Source organism: Aeromicrobium sp. A1-2 (assembly GCF_003443875.1).
In the GTDB taxonomy this organism is placed as follows: domain Bacteria; phylum Actinomycetota; class Actinomycetes; order Propionibacteriales; family Nocardioidaceae; genus Aeromicrobium.
The window spans coordinates 2905119-2920869 of the sequence record NZ_CP027482.1 but is presented as its reverse complement, the minus strand read 5'-3'; the positions used below and the strand labels follow the sequence as shown (position 1 = coordinate 2920869).

The window sequence follows — 15751 nt, the reverse complement described above, 5'->3', positions numbered from 1 at the left end:
CGCGTGGCGTCGGGTGGCCCTTGCGGGTCGACGGCGAGGTCTGCGGCTTGCCGGTCACGCGAGGTCTCCTAGCTGCTCGGCGAGCTCGAACAGTGCGCCGAGGTCGATGCCGTCACGGATCGATGACAGCTCGACGAGCGGTCGGCCACAGTCCTGGAGGATTTCGCGCTGGCCGTCCTGCAGTCGCTGCCGCTCGAGGTGCGCTTCGCCGCCGGCGACCAGCGCGGGTGCCGCGGCCTTGGCCAAGGCTGCTTTGGCCAGCGAGGCCGCTACCTTGGCCGGCTTGAGCGTCCCGGCCGCCAGGGCGTCACGCGTGTCGGCGGAGAGCAGCGACGGCCGCACCAGGTTGAGGATCACGTGGCCGACCGGAAGCCGCTCGGACTGCAGGTCGGCGATTCCGTCGATGGTCTCCTGCACCGGCATCTCCTCGAGCACCGTGACGAGGTGGACGTGCGTCGTGCTGGACCGCATCATCTCCATGATCGAGTCGGCCTGCCGCCGGATCGGACCGACCTTGGCGAGCCCGGCGACCTCGGAGTTGACGTTGAGGAATCGGGTGATCCGGCCTGTGGGTGGCGCGTCCATGATGACCGCGTCGTAGGTGAAGTCGTTGCCGGTGCGGCGTCGCGCGGCCTCGTAGACCTTGCCGGTCAGCAGGACGTCCCGCACGCCGGGGGCGATCGTCGTGGCGAAGTCGATGATGCCGAACCGCTCGAGCGCCTTGCCCGCGCGACCCAGTCGGTAGTACATCGCGAGGTATTCCAGCAGCGCTGCCTCGGGATCGATCGCCAGGGCGTAGACCTCGCCGCCGCCCAGCCCGACCGCGATCTGGCGCTCCTCATAGGGCAACGGAGGAACGTCGAAAAGCTGGGCGATGCCCTGTCGTCCTTCGACCTCGCACAGCAGGACCTTCTTGCCCTGCCCCGCCAGAGCCATCGCGAGAGCCGCGGCGACCGTTGTCTTGCCGGTGCCGCCTTTGCCGGTGACGACATGGAGCTGGGTCGAAAGAGCCACGCGACGAGCCTACTTCGCTGGCTCGCGACCGCATCCCGATCTGAAACTTCCCTGCTGCGCTGCGCCGTGGGAGGGGCTGGTGTGTGACCAAGGTGACTCCAGTGCCGCACTCGGGGGCGGTGCAGGCGCCGGTCCAGTTACAGTCGATCCATGACCAAATGGGAGTACCTGACAGCACCCGTCCTCGTGCACGCCACGAAGCAGATCCTCGACAACTTCGGACAGGACGGTTGGGAGCTTGTACAGATCGTTCCCGGCATGAACCCCGAGAACCTCGTTGCCTACTTCAAGCGCCCCGTGGCATGAGCCAGGTCGAGGAGCGGTTGAGCGCGCTCGGTCTCGAGGTGCCGACGGTTCCGGCGCCGGTAGCGGCCTACGTCCCCGCAGTCCGCACGGGTGCCTACGTGTTCACCTCCGGACAGCTTCCGCTGCGCGACGGCCAGCTGCTGCTGACCGGCAAGGTCGGCGGCGAGGTGTCCGCCGAGGAGGCGCACGACTGCGCGCGCCAGTGCGCCCTCAACGCGATCGCGGCGGTCAAATCGCTGGTGGACGACCTCGACACGGTCGTGCGGGTCGTCAAAGCGACGGTCTTCGTGGCGAGCACCCCGGACTTCACCGGCCAGCCCGGTGTGGCCAATGGCGCCAGCGAGTTGTTCGGCGCGGCGTTCGGTGAGGCGGGCCAGCACGCGCGCAGCGCGGTTGGCGTGCCCGTCCTGCCGCTCGACGCTCCGGTCGAGGTCGAGCTCATCGTCGAGATCGGCTGACGTCGTGCGCATGCCACTGCCTGAGGCGCTTCGCTCGCACGTCGGCCGAGAGGACGAGGCGGCCGCTCCGCGCGACGCCGCCACCGTGGTGGTGGTCCGCGACGGCGAGCACGGCATCGAGGCCTACCTCCTGCGCCGTCAGCAGAGCATGGCTTTCGCCCCCCGGATGTATGTGTTCCCCGGCGGCGGCGTGGATGACCCCGACCGCTTCACGGACGTCCCGTGGGCGGGGCCGACGCCCGACGTGTGGGCCGAGCGGCTGGGCTGCAGCGAGGACATCGCGCGCGGGCTCGTGTGCGCCGCAGTGCGCGAGACGTTCGAGGAGTGTGGAGTGCTGCTCGCCGGGCCCGACGAGCACTCTGTCGTCGCGGACACCAGCGGTGCGAGGTTCCAGGACGCCAGGCTGGCGCTCGAGGCGCACGAGCTGACGTTCGGCGCCTACCTGGCCGAGTCCGGGCTGGTCCTTCGGGCCGATCTGCTGGGCGCATGGGCGCACTGGATCACGCCGACCTTCGAACCGCGACGCTACGACACCCGGTTCTTCGTGGCTGTGCTGCCCGCGGGACAGGCCGTCGGAGCCCTCGCGCGCGAGGCGGATCATGCGACGTGGGCGCCACTTCGCGACGTGTTGGCCGCGGTGGACGGAGGGGAGGCCGCGATGCTTCCGCCGACGCACGTGACATGTCGCGACATCGCCGGTCTGCGCACGGATCAAGTGCTTGGGGCGGCTGCCGAGCGTAGGATCCACCCCATCGAGCCCCGCCTCGTCGAGGTCGAGGGCGAGTTGTTCCTCGAGACCGACCTGGGGGAGTTCGCATGACCCACACCGTGACTGATCGTGCGGCCTACATGCTGGCCGCCAATCCTGGCGTCATGACGCTCGACGGGACCAACACGTGGATCCTGCGCGAGCCGGGCGCGGAGCGCTCGGTCGTCGTCGATCCGGGCCCGGCTGACGAGGCCCATCTGCAGGCGGTGCTCGCTGCGGCAGGGACCGTGGGGCTGATCCTCTTCACGCACCGTCACTTCGACCACACCGCTGCGCTCGGTCGCTTCGTCGAGCTGACCGGTGCGCCGACCCGCTCGATCGATCCGGAGTTCACCCGCGCCGCGGAGCCGCTCGTCGATGGGGAGACCATCGACGTGGACGGGCTCGAGATGGAGGTGCTCGCGACACCCGGGCACACGACCGACTCGGTGTGCTTCCGACTGCCCGCCGAGGGCTCGCTGTTGACCGGTGACACGATCCTGGGCCGCGGGACGACCGTGATTGCTCACCCCGACGGCGTCCTGGGGCCGTACCTCGACTCGTTGGCACACGTCCGTGAGCTCGTGGAAGAAGGTCTGGTGGTCCGCATCCTGCCGGGACACGGACCGGTCGTGGACGATCCAGCAGGCGTGGTCGACTTCTACCTCGAGCACCGGGCCGAGCGGCTGGATCAGGTACGCGCTGCTGTCGACTCGGGGGGCATCACCCCGCGGGCCGTCGTCGAGACGGTCTACCGAGACGTCGACGAGACTCTCTGGCCGGCAGCCGAGCTCAGCGTCGCCGCCCAGCTCGCCTACCTCCAGGCCTGACCCCGGAAAGGTCAGCGGGCGCGGCGCTGCAGACGCTCGAGGTCCAGGATCACGACGCTGCGCGGTTCGAGGCGCAGCCAGCCGCGCGACGCGAAGTCGGCGAGGGCCTTGTTGACGGTCTCGCGCGAGGCGCCGACGAGCTGAGCCAGCTCCTCCTGCGTGAGGTCGTGGTTGACGTGCACGCCGTCGTCGGCCCGACGACCGAAGCGCGAGGCCAGATCGAGCAGCGCCTTGGCGACACGGCCGGGAACGTCGGAGAACACCAGGTCGCCGACGACCTCGTTGGTGCGACGCAGTCGACCGGCCAGTTGGTTGAGCAGGGCGTGCGCGACGTCGGGGTGTGCATTGAGCACGGGGCTCAGCGCTTCGTGTCCGAGACTCTTGAGCTCGACGTCGGTGACGGCAGTGGCCGTGGCCGAGCGCGGTCCGGGATCGAAGAAGGAGAGCTCGCCGAACATTTGTCCGGGACCGAGGATCGCCAGCAGGTTCTCCCGACCGTCCGGTGAGGTGCGGCCGAGCTTGATCTTGCCGTCGGTGACGACATACAGCTGGTTGCCGTCATCGCCCTCGTTGAAGAGGATCTCCCCGCGACGCAGCGAGGTTGACGACATCGATGACTCGAGGGCCGCTGCCACCTCGTCGTCGAGGCCTGAGAACAGCGGTGCCTGGCGGAGAACGTCGTCGGTCACGGGTCTTCCTTATCACTTATGTCGCATGGGTCACAGTATGTGCCGCTCGAAGTTTCCCACATCGGGAGCGCACATGCCGCATACGCGCCGAGCCACGTACGCTGGGCGCCGTGCCGAGCGATGTGTCCCGACCCGAGACGACGCTGGTACGGCGGGCCCGAAAGATCAACCGAGTGCTCGCCGAGACTTATCCAGAAGCCGGCTGCGAGCTGGACTTCCGCACGCCCTTCGAGCTGCTCGTCGCTACGGTGCTGTCAGCGCAGACCACGGATCGGCGGGTCAACGCGATCACACCGGCCCTGTTCGCCGCCTTTCCCGACGCGCGGGCGATGGCCGCAGCGGACCGGGCGGCCCTCGAGGAGCTGATTCGGCCGACCGGGTTCTTCCGGGCCAAGACCGAGAGCCTGTTGCGGCTGTCCGCCGATCTGGTCGAGCACCACGACGGCGAGGTGCCAGGCCGGCTCCCTGAGCTGGTCGCCCTGCGCGGTGTGGGGCGCAAGACCGCCAACGTCGTGCTCGGCAACGCCTTCGGGGTCCCGGGTCTGACGGTCGACACGCACTTCGCCCGCCTGGTCCGGCGGTTCAAGTGGGTGCCGGGCGAGATCGCCAAGGACCCGGTCAAGACCGAGCGTGCCGTCGCCGCGATCTTCCCAGCGAAGGACTGGACGATGTTGAGCCACCGACTGATCTGGCACGGGCGCCGTTGCTGTCACGCCAAGAAGCCCGCCTGCGGTGCGTGCCCGGTCGCGCAGTGGTGCCCGGCGTTCGGCACCGGGCCGATCGACCCCGTCGAGGCGGCGGCCCTCATCACGACGCAGGGCCCCGCATGAGGGCGCGGGTGCTGCTGGTCGCGTTGGTACTGCTGCTGACCGGCTGCGCCGGATCGACCCCAGCTGGGAAGAAGCCGACCTTCGGTGACGGAGGCGGGGGCACGACGACGATCGATCCCAGTGACCTCGCCGCCGCCAAGCAGCGTGCCGGCATCGAGGACTGTCCGACCGCTGAGGCCACGTCACCGGTCGAGCAGGGCCTCCCAGACCTGACACTGGACTGCCTGGGCGGCGGAGACCCGGTGCGTCTCTCCGGACTCGCCGGCACGCCTACCGTCATCAACCTGTGGGCCAGCTGGTGTGGTCCGTGCCGCGAGGAGCTTCCGCTGCTCGCGAAGGCGCACGAGGAGTATGGCGACCGGCTCCGTGTCATCGGCGTTGACTTCGCCGACTCTGCTCCTGATGCCGCGCTCGAGCTTGCCCGGCTGTCCGGCGTGACATACCCGTTGCTCAGCGATCCTGACTCCACGACGAAGTCCCCGTTGAAGGTCGTGGGTCTGCCCCAGACGGTCTTTGTGGACCAACAAGGAAGAATGGTCGCCACGGAGCGCATTGCGTTCCGTTCGTACGCCGAGCTGACGGCCGCGATCGACCGACATCTGGGAGTGGCGCCATGACGTGGGACCATCTCCCGGAGTGGCTCCGGCCGCTGGCCGAGTTGGCCGGCACGGTCGAGGCCGAGCAGCTGGCACCAAATTTTGCGCACGCCCCGGCGGACGCACGCCCTGCCGCGGTCCTCATGTTGTTCGCCGAGGGTGACCACGGCCCCGAGTTGCTGTTGACCGAGCGCGCGACCACGATGCGCAACCACGCCGGCCAAATCTCCTTTCCTGGTGGCGCGACAGATCCCTCGGACACCGACTCGACCGCGACCGCACTGCGTGAGGCCGAGGAGGAAGTCGGGCTCGACCCCGTCACGGTCGACGTGTTCGGCACCCTGCCGACTCTGTGGCTGCCGCCCAGCAACTTCGCCGTGACCCCGGTCCTCGGCTACTGGCGCGAGCCCAAAATGCTGGTGCCGGTCAGTGTTCAGGAGGTCGGCGCGATCATCCACCAACCGATCCGGCGACTGATGGACCCGGCGAACCGGTTCAGCGTCGAACACCCGTCCGGCTGGCGTGGACCGGCCTTCGAGGTCGGTTCGGGTGTGCCGCTGTGGGGCTTCACGGCGGGTGTCGTCTCGCGCCTGTTCGAGCGGCTCGGCTGGGAGCAGCCCTGGGACGACAGCGTCACCCGACCCCTGCCTGAGTTCCCATGAACTCCCTCGACATCATCCTCTTGGTGATCCTCTTCGCCTACGCGATCTCGGGCTACGTCCAGGGCTTCGTCGTCAACCTGATCGCGACGGTCGGGCTGCTGGTCGGTGGTCTGCTCGCGATCGCGATCGTCCCTCGGTTCCTCTCCGGCGGCACGCCGACCCTGAGCTCTTCCCTCCTGGCCCTGGGCCTCGTCGTGGGTGCGGGTGCGATCGGGCAGGGCATCGGCACGTACGTCGGCACGGATCTCCGCAACGGGCTCAAGTGGCGGCCCCTCCGCTGGGTCGACGCGGTCGGTGGCAGCGCGCTCAGCATGGTCGCGGTGCTGTTCGCTGGCTGGGCGCTCGGCTACTCGGTCAGCGGGACCTCGATTCCCTACCTGTCGACGGCGTCGCGCGGCTCGGTGATTCTCGACCGGGTCGACAGCGTCATGCCTAACCGGGCGACGTCGGTCCTGCGCGCGTTCAACAAGGTTCTCGACGCCAATCTGTTCCCTCGCTACATCGATCCGTTCGAGAGCGAGGACATTGCGCCGGTCGGTCCGCCCGACGCCGCGACGCTCGCCAGTGCCGGAGTCCGCAAGGCCTCGGGCAGCGTGGTGAAGATTCTGGGCGAGGCCAACTGCCAGCGGGGCATCGAAGGCTCCGGGTTCGCCTACTCCGACGGGCGGGTCATGACCAATGCCCACGTCGTCGCGGGTGTCAGTGAGCCGTTCGTCATCGTGGACGGGAGGCGCATCAGCTCCCGTGTGGTTCTGTTCGACCGCGAGCTGGACGTCGCGGTGCTGGCAGTCAACGGGTTGAACATCCCGTCGCTGAACTTCGACACCAGCGGCAAGGCGGGAGACTCCGCCGCGATTCTCGGGTTCCCCGAGAACGGTCCGTTCGATGCTCGCGCGGCACGTATCCGCAACGAGATGCGGCTCCGGAGCCCGGACATCTACGATCGCGGACAGGTCGTCCGCGAGACGTTCTCGGTCCGCGGGTTGGTGCGCTCCGGCAACTCCGGTGGACCGCTCGTGTCCGAGGGCGGCGACGTCCTGGGCGTGATCTTTGCGGCCTCGATCACCGACGACTCGACCGGCTACGCGCTGACCGCCAAGCAGGTCGCCGACGATGCGCGCGCCGGTGTCGCCGCGTCCAAGCAGGTCTCGACCGGCGGGTGTGCCTGATGCGGTCCCTGCTGTCGGTCATGGGCGGAGCCGTCGCGCTGGTGGCACTCCTGGTGACGCTCCCGTTGCTCTGGATCTCGACGCACGTCGCAAACGAAGACGGCTACGTCGCATTCAGCAGCACCCTGGCCACGGACAACGAGCTGCAGGGGGCCTTCGCCGCATACCTCAGCGATGAGCTCACGGCGCAGGGACTCCTGCCCTCGGCCCTGCGGTCGACCGCCACCGCGGCGCTGACCGAGGTCGCGGGGGGCGCGAGCAACCAGCCCGGTTTCGTCGACGCCTGGGAGCAGACGCAGCGCAGCTTCCATCGCTCCGCCTTCGCCGATCCGACCCCGCGGGTCCTGGCGGTCGACATCGGGCCGATGGCAGCCTTCGTCGTCAAGCGGGTCACCGACCAGCTCCCCGTCACGCTGTCATCACCCGACAGCGTGGTCGTGCCGGTCGTGAGTGATGCACAGGAACGACGCTCGGTCGAGCGGCTCAAGGGCGCCGGGCGCCTGAGCTTGATGGGTGCGGCTATGGCTCTGGCCGGGGCCCTGGTCTGCGTCGTGCTCGCGCGTCGCAAGTCAGTTGCCGTCGGCGGCCTCGGCGCCGGAGCAGTCGTCGTCGCAGGGTTGTTGTGGATCTCGAGCGGCCCCGCAGCGCAGGAGCTGCTCGATCACACGGCCGCCCCGTCGGCGTTCGCCCGCACGGTCCAGAAGCTGCTGGTCGATCGGGCGGCCGACTCGCTGTCGGCCTGGCTGGTGGTGCTCGCCGTCATCGGGGCCCTGGTGGCCCTTGTCGGGGCTGTGGGGCGGATGGCGGCCGGCCGGACCGGCTAGCTTGAACGACCCTTCAGGGCGGCAGGAATCTCCTTGGCGGTGGAGATTGTCTTCTCGGGAGCCTGGATCTTCTTGAGCTTGGAGATCCCGATCACGATCAGCAGCACGGCAAGCACGAGGTAGCCGCCGGCCACGATCAGGAACGACCACGCTGGGTCCAGTCCGGCCATCGTGATGAAGTAGGCGATCGAGATCGACAGCAGGATGATGATCAGCAGCCCGAAGAAGCCCGCGATCAGGAACAACGCCGCCCCGATGCCGCCGGCCTTTGCACTCACCTTGAGCTCGGTCTTGGCCAGCTTGATCTCCGACTGCACGAGTGCCGAGATGTCGCGGCTGGCGTCGGCGACCAGGCGCCCGATGGTCGGATCTTCCACAGTGCTCATACCCGCGAGCCTACAAGTGACTCAGGGGATCGCGCAGGTCAGCGTGCGCCGAGCGCGGCGAGCAGGCCGCCGTCGGAGACACTCCAGGCCAGCTTGCCGACCACCGCGGACCCGATCAGGCCCACACCAATGAGAACGTCTGCGCTGATGTGACGCTTGGTGGCGGTCGGGGTCGTGGCGGGGATGTTGGCGGGGTCATTCATGATCTCAGGATGCCCACACGAACCTGATGCGAACCTGAACGGGGCCTGTCCGGAGCGTGTGGACGTGGCGAAAACCACGCCGCGGCCGGGCGTGTGGCCCGGCCGCGACGTGGTCTCCATGCGCTCGGTCGCACTGGACCGTGACGCTCAGTCCTCCTTGGCACCCTGCATGCCGGCGGTGATCTTGTCCATGATTCCTGCGTCGGCGAGCGTGCTGGTGTTGCCGACCTCGCGATTCTCGGCAACGTCGCGCAGAAGCCGGCGCATGATCTTGCCCGAGCGGGTCTTGGGGAGCTCGGGCACGACCAGGATCTGACGGGGCTTCGCGATCGCCCCGATCTCCTTGGCTACGTGACTGCGCAGCTCGTTGATGATCTCCTCGCCACCGTCGCCGGCGGACTCCCGCAGGATCACGAAGGCGACAACGGCCTGGCCCGTGGTGTCGTCGGTCGCGCCGACCACGGCAGCCTCGGCGACCTTGGGGTGCGACACGAGTGCCGATTCGATCTCGGTCGTCGACAGCCGGTGGCCCGAGACGTTCATGACGTCATCGACGCGGCCCAGCAGCCAGATCGCGCCGTCCTCGTCCTTGCGGGCACCGTCGCCGGCGAAGTAGTACTTTGGCCAGCGCGCCCAGTAGGTCTCCTTGTAGCGTTCGTCGTCGCCCCAGATCGTGCGCAGCATCGACGGCCACGGCTCGGTGATGACCAGGTAGCCGCCCTCGCCGTTGGAGACGGGGTTGCCGGCGTCATCGACGACCTCGGCGGCGATGCCGGGGATCGCAGTCATCGCTGAACCGGGCTTGGTCGACGTCACCCCCGGTAGCGGGCTGATCATGTGGGCGCCGGTCTCGGTCTGCCACCATGTGTCGACGATCGGAGTGCGGCCGCCGCCGATGTTGTCGCGATACCAGATCCACGCCTCGGGGTTGATCGACTCACCGACCGACCCCAGGATCCGCAGCGAGGACAGGTCGTGCTCCGCGGGGATCTGCTCGCCCCACTTCATGAACGTGCGCACAGCAGTCGGCGCGGTATAGAACAGCGAGACCTTGTACTTGGCGATGATCTCCCACCAGCGCCCCTTGTGGGGGGTGTCGGGGGTGCCCTCGTAGAGCACCTGGGTCGCGCCATTGGCCAGCGGCCCGTAGACGATGTAGGAGTGGCCGGTGACCCAGCCGACGTCGGCGGTGCACCAGTAGACGTCCTCGGGTTTGTAGTCGAATGTCCCCCCGAACGTGTAGGCCGACTGGACGAGGTAGCCGCCGGTCGTGTGCAGGATGCCCTTGGGGGAGCCGGTCGTGCCGGACGTGTACATGACGTAGAGCGGGTGCTCGGCGTCAAACATCTCGGGGGTGTGGTCCTTGGAGGCCTGGTCGACGGTGTCGTGCCACCACACGTCCCGACCCTCGGTCCACTCCACGTCCTCGCCGGTGCGCCGGACGACCAGGACGCCGCTGACGTCGGGGCACTTCAGCAGCGCCTCGTCGACGGCGGGCTTGAGCGCCGAGGGCGCGCCACGGCGGTAGCCGCCGTCGGCGGTGATGACAACCTTGGCCTCGCAGTCCAGGATGCGACTGCTCAGCGCATCGGCGCTGAAGCCTCCGAACACGACGGTGTGCGGGGCGCCCAGCCGTGCGCAGGCCAGCATCGCGACGACGGCCTCGGGGATCATCGGCAGGTAGATCGCGACCCGGTCGCCGGTCTGGACACCCAGGTCGATCAGTGCGTTGGCGGCCTGGGACACCAGGTCCTGCAGCTCGGCGTAGGTGATGTCGCGGGTGTCGTCGGCGGGCTCGCCGACGAAGTGCAGCGCGATCTTCTCGCCGTTGCCCGCCTCGACGTGCCGGTCGACGCAGTTGTACGCCGCGTTGAGCGTGCCGCCGACGAACCACTTGGCGAACGGCGGGTTGGACCAGTCCAGCACCTCCGTGAAGGGTTCGCCCCAGCTGATCCGTTCGGCCTGCTTGCCCCAGAAGGCGGGACGATCGGCCGCGGCCTCGGCATAGACCTCGGCCTTGACGTTGGCGTTCGCCGCCAGCTCCGCGGGCGGGTCGAACGTGCGATTCTCGTGCGACAGGTTGCTGATGTTCTGCTCGGTCACGGTCGTGCTCCTGGTTCGTCGACGTCAGTTTGCATTGTGTCGCAGCCCACAAGATGTCGGACCGCGGGTTGCGGCAGGGTTGCCAACGCGGTGGGTCCGGCCCCCGAGACCGAACCCACCGCGCATGACCCCTGGCCTACTTTTCCGAGCCGGCGCCGGTCATCGACCGTACGTCGAGCTCGACGTAGCGCGCCTCGGCATCGGCGTCAGGTGCCGTGATGGTGCCCAACCAGCCGAAGAAGAAGCCGAGCGGGATCGAGATGATCCCCCGGTTCGCCAGCGGGAACCAGCTGAAGTCCGCGCCCGTGATCATGGCGGTGTCCGAGCCGGACACGACCGGCGAGAAGATCACCAGGGTCACGCACGAGATCAGGCCGCCGTAGATGCTCCACACCGCGCCGCGGGTGTTGAACTTGCGCCAGAACAGGTTGAACAGCAACGCCGGCAGGTTCGCCGATGCCGCGACCGCGAAGGCCAGCGCCACGAGGAATGCGATGTTGAGCTTCTGGGCCGGGATCGACAGCGCGATCGCGATGCCGCCGATCACCAGCGCCGCGAGGCGGGCGACCTTGACCTCCTGCTTCTCGGTGACCTTCCCCTTCTTCCACACGTTGGCGTACAGATCGTGCGCCACCGAGGACGCCGAGGTCAGCGTGAGACCTGCGACGACGGCCAGGATCGTGGCGAATGCCACGGCCGAGATGAATGCCAGCAGCAGGGCGCCACCGGTTGATCCGGCGCCGCCGCCCACAGCCTCGGCCAGCAGCGGCGAGGCCAGGTTGCCTCCGGACGCCGCGATCTTGTCCTTGGCATCGCCGGTCACCAGCGCCGCGGCACCGAAGCCCAGCACCAGCGTCATGAGGTAGAACGTGCCGATGAGGCCGATGGCCCAGAGGACCGACTTGCGGGCCTGGCGGGCGGTCGGGACGGTGTAGAAACGGATCAGGATGTGCGGCAGCCCGGCGGTGCCCAGCACCAGGGCGAGACCGAGCGAGATGAAGTCGATCTTGCTCTCGGTCGAGACGCCGTACTTGAGGCCGGGCTCGAGGAACGCCTTGCCAGCGCCGCTGCGATCCGCGGCCTGGCCCAGCATGTCGCTGATGTTGAAGTTGAACTTCGCGAGCACCAGGACCGTGATGAGCACCGTGCCGGTCATCAGCAGGACGGCCTTGACGATCTGGACCCAGGTCGTGCCCTTCATGCCACCGACCGTGACGTAGAAGATCATCAGCACACCGACTCCGGCGATCGTCAGGTTCTTCGCGGTCTGGCTGTCGACGCCGAGCAGCAGGGCGACGAGAGCGCCCGCGCCGACCATCTGGGCCAGCAGGTAGAAGATCGAGACAACGACCGTCGAGGTCGCGGCCGCGGTGCGAACCGGCCGCTGCCGCATCCGGAAGGCCAGCTGGTCGGCCATCGTGAAACGGCCGGAGTTGCGCAGCAGCTCCGCGACGAGCAGCAGTGCGACGAGCCACGCGACCAGGAAGCCGATCGAGTAGAGGAATCCGTCGTAGCCCGACAGTGCGATCGCGCCAGAGATGCCCAGGAACGATGCGGCAGACATGTAGTCGCCGGCCACGGCGAAACCGTTCTGCACACCGGTGAAGCTGCGTCCGCCGGCGTAGTAGTCCGCAGCGGTCTTGTTGTTGCGGCTCGCCCAGAACGTGATGCCGATCGTGATCAGGACGATGAAGATGAACAGTGACCCGGTCAGGGCCTGGTTGCCACCTTCTTCCGCGGCCAGGAGGGTTGTGCTCATTTCTCGATCTCCTCTTCGTACTCGGCGCGCAGCCGGTCAGCGATGGGGTCCATCCGCTCCGCGGCAAAGCGCGCGTACCAGATCGCGATGCCGAAGGTCGTGACGAACTGCAGCAGCCCGAACACGAGGGCGACGTTGATGTTGCCGAACAGTCGGTGGCCCATGAAGCCGCCTGCGTAGATCGACATGAGCACGTACAGCAGGTACCACGCCATGAAGGCGATGGTCAGGGGGACGACGAAGCCGAAGTAGGAGCGCTTCAGCTCGGCAAAGTCGTCCGTGGCGTTGATGCGCTGATAAGCCGCATGGGCCTCGTCGGAGATCTTTTCGGTCACGGTGTCACCTCTTTCTGGGGCAGGGCGACAGGTGGATGCCGCGGTCCCGAACGTACGGACCTGCAGAGTTGTGAGCCAGATCACCGGACCGCAGTTGCGATGGGCGCGAGGGGCCGCTGCGCCGGACGGTCGCGGAGGCCCGACGAACGGTCGCCCTCGCACGACGAGCGGTCGGGGCTCAGCCCCGTCGATCGACCTCGAGCCGCTCGGGTGTGTGCAGCCGCACCATCGTGCGGGCCACGTTGGGCGGAATGTCGCTGCGGGTCAGCAGGGAGACGCCCACCATGAGACCGAAGCCGACGGGCACCGACCACGCCGCCGGCTGGCTCATCAGCACGCCGAGCCAGCCCTCCGGTCCCCACACGATCGTCATGATCGGCGCGATGCCGGCGCACAGACCGCCGCCGACCAACCCGGCGATCGCTCCGCGTGCGGTGAGCCCGCGCCACCAGATGCCGAGGACCAGGAGTGGGCAGAACGTCGACGCCGCTAGTGCGAACGCGAACGTCACGGAATTGGCCACCGCGATGCGCTCAGCGGACAGGGCCAGGATCAGCGGCACCACGACCCCGCCGACCGCGCCGAGCCGCAGGGCCGTGATGGTCGACAGGCCGCGCGCCCAGCCCAGACCGGGCCACGCTCCCAGTCCACGGTTGAGCCCTTGACCGACGACCCCGGCGATCGACATCGTCAGGCCCGACGAGGTCGAGAGGAAGGCGGCGAACGCGCCGGCGGTCAGCAGGGCTGCGAGCAGCTCGCCGGTGTTGCCGCCGAGCATCCGGCTCGGCAGCTCAAGCACGACAGTGTCAGTGCGTCCTGAGTCCAGCAGGTCAGAGGCGTAGACCCGGCCGAGCACGCCGTAGATCGTCGGCAGGAGGTAGAACGTTCCCAGCAGGGCCAGCACGATCAGCGTCGTCCGGCGGGCGGCGTGGCCATCCGGGTTGGTGTAGAAACGCACCACGACGTGCGGCAGGCCCATCGTGCCGAGGAAGGTCGCGGCCATGACGGAGTACGTCAGGTAGAGCCCGGGCCCGTTGGCCTCGCCGAATGGTTGGAACCACGCTTCCGGGGCGACGGGCGAGGGCCGGCCATCATCGGTCCAGGCGTGGACCAGGAAGAACACCGGGATCAGCAGCGCAGTGAGCTTGAGCCAGTACTGGAACGCCTGGACGAACGTGATGCTCCGCATGCCGCCGGAGACGACGTTGATCACGACGATGACCGCGACCACTGCGGTGCCGACCCAGGTCGGTGCGCCCGTCACGGTGCGAAGGGTCAGGCCGGCGCCCTGGAACTGGGGCATGAGGTAGAGCCAGCCCACCGCGACGACCAGCACGCTGGCGACCCGGCGCACACCGATCGACTGCAGCCGCACCTGAGCGAAGTCGGGGATCGTGTAGGCGCCCGAGCGGCGCAGGGGAGCCGCCACGAACACCAGGAGCAGAAGGTAGCCCGTGGTCCAGCCGATCGGGTACCAGAGCATGTCCGCACCATTGGCCAGCACGAGTCCGGCGACTCCCAGGAACGATGCTGCCGACAGGTATTCGCCGCCGATGGCCGAGCTGTTCCAGACCGGGCTGACCGAGCGAGAGGCGACGTAGAAGTCGCTGGTCGTACGGCTGAGCCGCAGGCCGAACGCGCCGATCCCCAGGGTCGCCAGTGACACCAGCGCCACCGCGATGACGCCGTACGTGGAGTTCACGGGTGGTCCGGCTGGTCCTGCGAGTCCGGCTCGACCAGCTCGGCGAAGTCTCGTTCGGCTCGCTCGGCCTGGCGCAGGTAGAGCCAACCGAGTGCGAACAGTCCCGGGTAGACCGCGACTCCGAGGATCAGCCACGGGAGCGGGACCCCCACGACTCGGAACTCGGTCACCGAGTCGAAGACGAGGAACACGAGCGGCAATGCCCCGATCGACAGCAGCAGGGTGATCGCGACGGTCAGCGCGGCGCGGAGCTGGGACCGGATCAGCGAACGCATGTAGACCTCGCCGACACCGGTCGACTCGTCGATCTCCTGCCGGATGCTCCGGCGCACGTGGGAGGGGGCGGTCGTCAGCGGGTTGGTGACCCTGACCCGCCCGACGGGCTCGGTCACAGCGCGCGCTCGTGGAGCATCTCGCGGAGCGTCCGGGTGTGACGCCGTGCCACCACGAGCTCGACGAGGTCGTCGCCGACCGGGACCAGGACGCTGCACCGACCGCCGTTGATCCGGACTTCGCGGACGTGCGCAAGGTTGACGACGTGGCTGCGGTGGATGCGGACGAACCCCGCATCGGACCAGTCGTCGGCCAGCGTCCCGATGGGCACCCGTACGAGGTGGCCGGGCCCGTCCGCAGTGTGCAGACGGACGTAGTCGCCGCTCGCCTCGACGTAGGACACCGAGCGGCGCGAGACGAATCGGGTGACACCCCCGAGCTCGACCGCGATCGAGTCCTGGGTCTCGGGTGCGGGCGAGTCGGTGTCCGCGCAGGCGCGACGCACGCTCTCGCGCAGCCGCTCCTCGCGGATCGGCTTGAGCAGGTAGTCGACGGCGTTCATCTCGAACGCCTCGACCGCGTGCTGGTCGTGCGCCGTGACGAACACGATCCGCGGTGGAGTCGCGAATCGTCCCAGCAGCCGGGCGATGTCGAGACCGCTGAGGCCCGGCATCGCGACGTCCAGGAACACCAGGTCGATGTCGCCGGCCTCCAGCATCCGCAAGGCCTCGGCACCCGAGCGGGCCGCCCGGACCGAGGTGATCCGGACATCGCGCCCCAACAGCCACACGAGCTCGTCGAGGACGGGTTGCTCATCGTCGACCACGAGTGCGTTCAGGGACACGGCCATGTCCCGATCCTGTC

The 15751-nt window shown here is 68.4% G+C and carries 19 protein-coding genes; 9 read left to right on the top strand and 10 right to left on the bottom strand.

Annotated elements, in window-relative coordinates:
• Positions 1-54: 54 nt before the first annotated feature.
• A complete protein-coding gene (locus C6I20_RS14375) occupies positions 55-1014 on the bottom strand; it encodes an ArsA-related P-loop ATPase (protein WP_118397116.1) in 960 nt (319 codons plus the stop codon).
• Between the two features lie 150 nt (positions 1015-1164).
• Between C6I20_RS14375 and C6I20_RS14370 the strand changes: the two genes are divergently transcribed.
• From C6I20_RS14370 to C6I20_RS14355, 4 genes are read left to right on the top strand one after another with little or no spacing between them, the layout of a single operon-like run.
• Positions 1165-1320: a DUF4177 domain-containing protein gene (locus tag C6I20_RS14370; protein WP_118397113.1), complete on the top strand. Its 156-nt coding sequence runs from the start codon at positions 1165-1167 to the stop codon at positions 1318-1320.
• Positions 1317-1778, top strand: a complete 462-nt coding sequence (locus tag C6I20_RS14365; RefSeq protein WP_118397110.1) for a RidA family protein — start codon at positions 1317-1319, stop codon at positions 1776-1778. Before C6I20_RS14370 ends, C6I20_RS14365 begins: the two co-directional genes overlap by 4 nt.
• A gap of 10 nt (positions 1779-1788) precedes the next feature.
• Positions 1789-2598 carry an NUDIX hydrolase gene (locus tag C6I20_RS14360; RefSeq protein WP_118397107.1) on the top strand — a complete coding sequence of 270 codons (810 nt, stop codon included), beginning with the start codon at positions 1789-1791 and terminating at the stop codon, positions 2596-2598.
• Positions 2595-3356 (top strand): MBL fold metallo-hydrolase, encoded by a 762-nt coding sequence (locus C6I20_RS14355; protein ID WP_254052152.1) that lies wholly within the window; start codon positions 2595-2597, stop codon positions 3354-3356. The genes C6I20_RS14360 and C6I20_RS14355 overlap by 4 nt, the downstream gene beginning before the upstream one ends.
• 11 nt (positions 3357-3367) lie before the next feature.
• Here the strand turns inward: C6I20_RS14355 and C6I20_RS14350 are convergent, their stop codons facing one another.
• Complete coding sequence (locus C6I20_RS14350) at positions 3368-4045, bottom strand: Crp/Fnr family transcriptional regulator (protein WP_118397104.1); 678 nt, start codon at positions 4043-4045, stop codon at positions 3368-3370.
• 110 nt (positions 4046-4155) lie between these two features.
• On the opposite strand from C6I20_RS14350, the gene nth reads away from it, so the two are divergent.
• The 5 genes from nth to C6I20_RS14325 are packed head-to-tail and all read left to right on the top strand — an operon-like array spanning position 4156 to position 8126.
• Positions 4156-4875 carry an endonuclease III gene (gene nth, locus C6I20_RS14345; RefSeq protein ID WP_254052151.1) on the top strand — a complete coding sequence of 240 codons (720 nt, stop codon included), beginning with the start codon at positions 4156-4158 and terminating at the stop codon, positions 4873-4875.
• On the top strand, positions 4872-5492 hold the full coding sequence (locus C6I20_RS14340) for a TlpA disulfide reductase family protein (RefSeq protein ID WP_118397098.1): 621 nt from the start codon (positions 4872-4874) through the stop codon (positions 5490-5492). The genes nth and C6I20_RS14340 overlap by 4 nt, the downstream gene beginning before the upstream one ends.
• Positions 5489-6133 (top strand): CoA pyrophosphatase, encoded by a 645-nt coding sequence (locus C6I20_RS14335; RefSeq protein ID WP_118397095.1) that lies wholly within the window; start codon positions 5489-5491, stop codon positions 6131-6133. Before C6I20_RS14340 ends, C6I20_RS14335 begins: the two co-directional genes overlap by 4 nt.
• On the top strand, positions 6130-7302 hold the full coding sequence (locus C6I20_RS14330; RefSeq protein WP_118397092.1) for a MarP family serine protease: 1173 nt from the start codon (positions 6130-6132) through the stop codon (positions 7300-7302). Before C6I20_RS14335 ends, C6I20_RS14330 begins: the two co-directional genes overlap by 4 nt.
• A complete protein-coding gene (locus C6I20_RS14325; protein WP_118397089.1) occupies positions 7302-8126 on the top strand; it encodes a hypothetical protein in 825 nt (274 codons plus the stop codon). Before C6I20_RS14330 ends, C6I20_RS14325 begins: the two co-directional genes overlap by 1 nt.
• Here the strand turns inward: C6I20_RS14325 and C6I20_RS14320 are convergent.
• The 8 genes from C6I20_RS14320 to C6I20_RS14285 all read right to left on the bottom strand — a co-directional run bounded on the left by C6I20_RS14320 (position 8123) and on the right by C6I20_RS14285 (position 15737).
• Entirely contained in the window at positions 8123-8512 is a 390-nt protein-coding gene (locus tag C6I20_RS14320) for a phage holin family protein (protein WP_118397086.1), read from the bottom strand. The genes C6I20_RS14325 and C6I20_RS14320 overlap by 4 nt on opposite strands.
• Before the next feature lie 38 nt (positions 8513-8550).
• The gene (locus C6I20_RS17185) at positions 8551-8715 is read right to left on the bottom strand and encodes a hypothetical protein (protein ID WP_162891346.1); all 165 of its coding nucleotides are present in this window, start codon (positions 8713-8715) and stop codon (positions 8551-8553) included.
• A 147-nt stretch (positions 8716-8862) separates the two neighbouring features.
• Positions 8863-10818 carry an acetate--CoA ligase gene (gene acs / locus C6I20_RS14310; protein ID WP_118397081.1) on the bottom strand — a complete coding sequence of 652 codons (1956 nt, stop codon included), beginning with the start codon at positions 10816-10818 and terminating at the stop codon, positions 8863-8865.
• Between the two features lie 136 nt (positions 10819-10954).
• A complete protein-coding gene (locus C6I20_RS14305; RefSeq protein WP_118397078.1) occupies positions 10955-12577 on the bottom strand; it encodes a cation acetate symporter in 1623 nt (540 codons plus the stop codon).
• A complete protein-coding gene (locus tag C6I20_RS14300) occupies positions 12574-12912 on the bottom strand; it encodes a DUF485 domain-containing protein (RefSeq protein WP_216822899.1) in 339 nt (112 codons plus the stop codon). Before C6I20_RS14300 ends, C6I20_RS14305 begins: the two co-directional genes overlap by 4 nt.
• Before the next feature lie 178 nt (positions 12913-13090).
• Positions 13091-14614 carry a cation acetate symporter gene (locus C6I20_RS14295; RefSeq protein ID WP_118397075.1) on the bottom strand — a complete coding sequence of 508 codons (1524 nt, stop codon included), beginning with the start codon at positions 14612-14614 and terminating at the stop codon, positions 13091-13093.
• On the bottom strand, positions 14611-15006 hold the full coding sequence (locus tag C6I20_RS14290) for a hypothetical protein (RefSeq protein ID WP_118397072.1): 396 nt from the start codon (positions 15004-15006) through the stop codon (positions 14611-14613). Before C6I20_RS14290 ends, C6I20_RS14295 begins: the two co-directional genes overlap by 4 nt.
• Positions 15003-15737, bottom strand: a complete 735-nt coding sequence (locus tag C6I20_RS14285; RefSeq protein ID WP_118397069.1) for a LytTR family DNA-binding domain-containing protein — start codon at positions 15735-15737, stop codon at positions 15003-15005. The genes C6I20_RS14290 and C6I20_RS14285 overlap by 4 nt, the downstream gene beginning before the upstream one ends.
• Positions 15738-15751 lie beyond the last annotated feature (14 nt).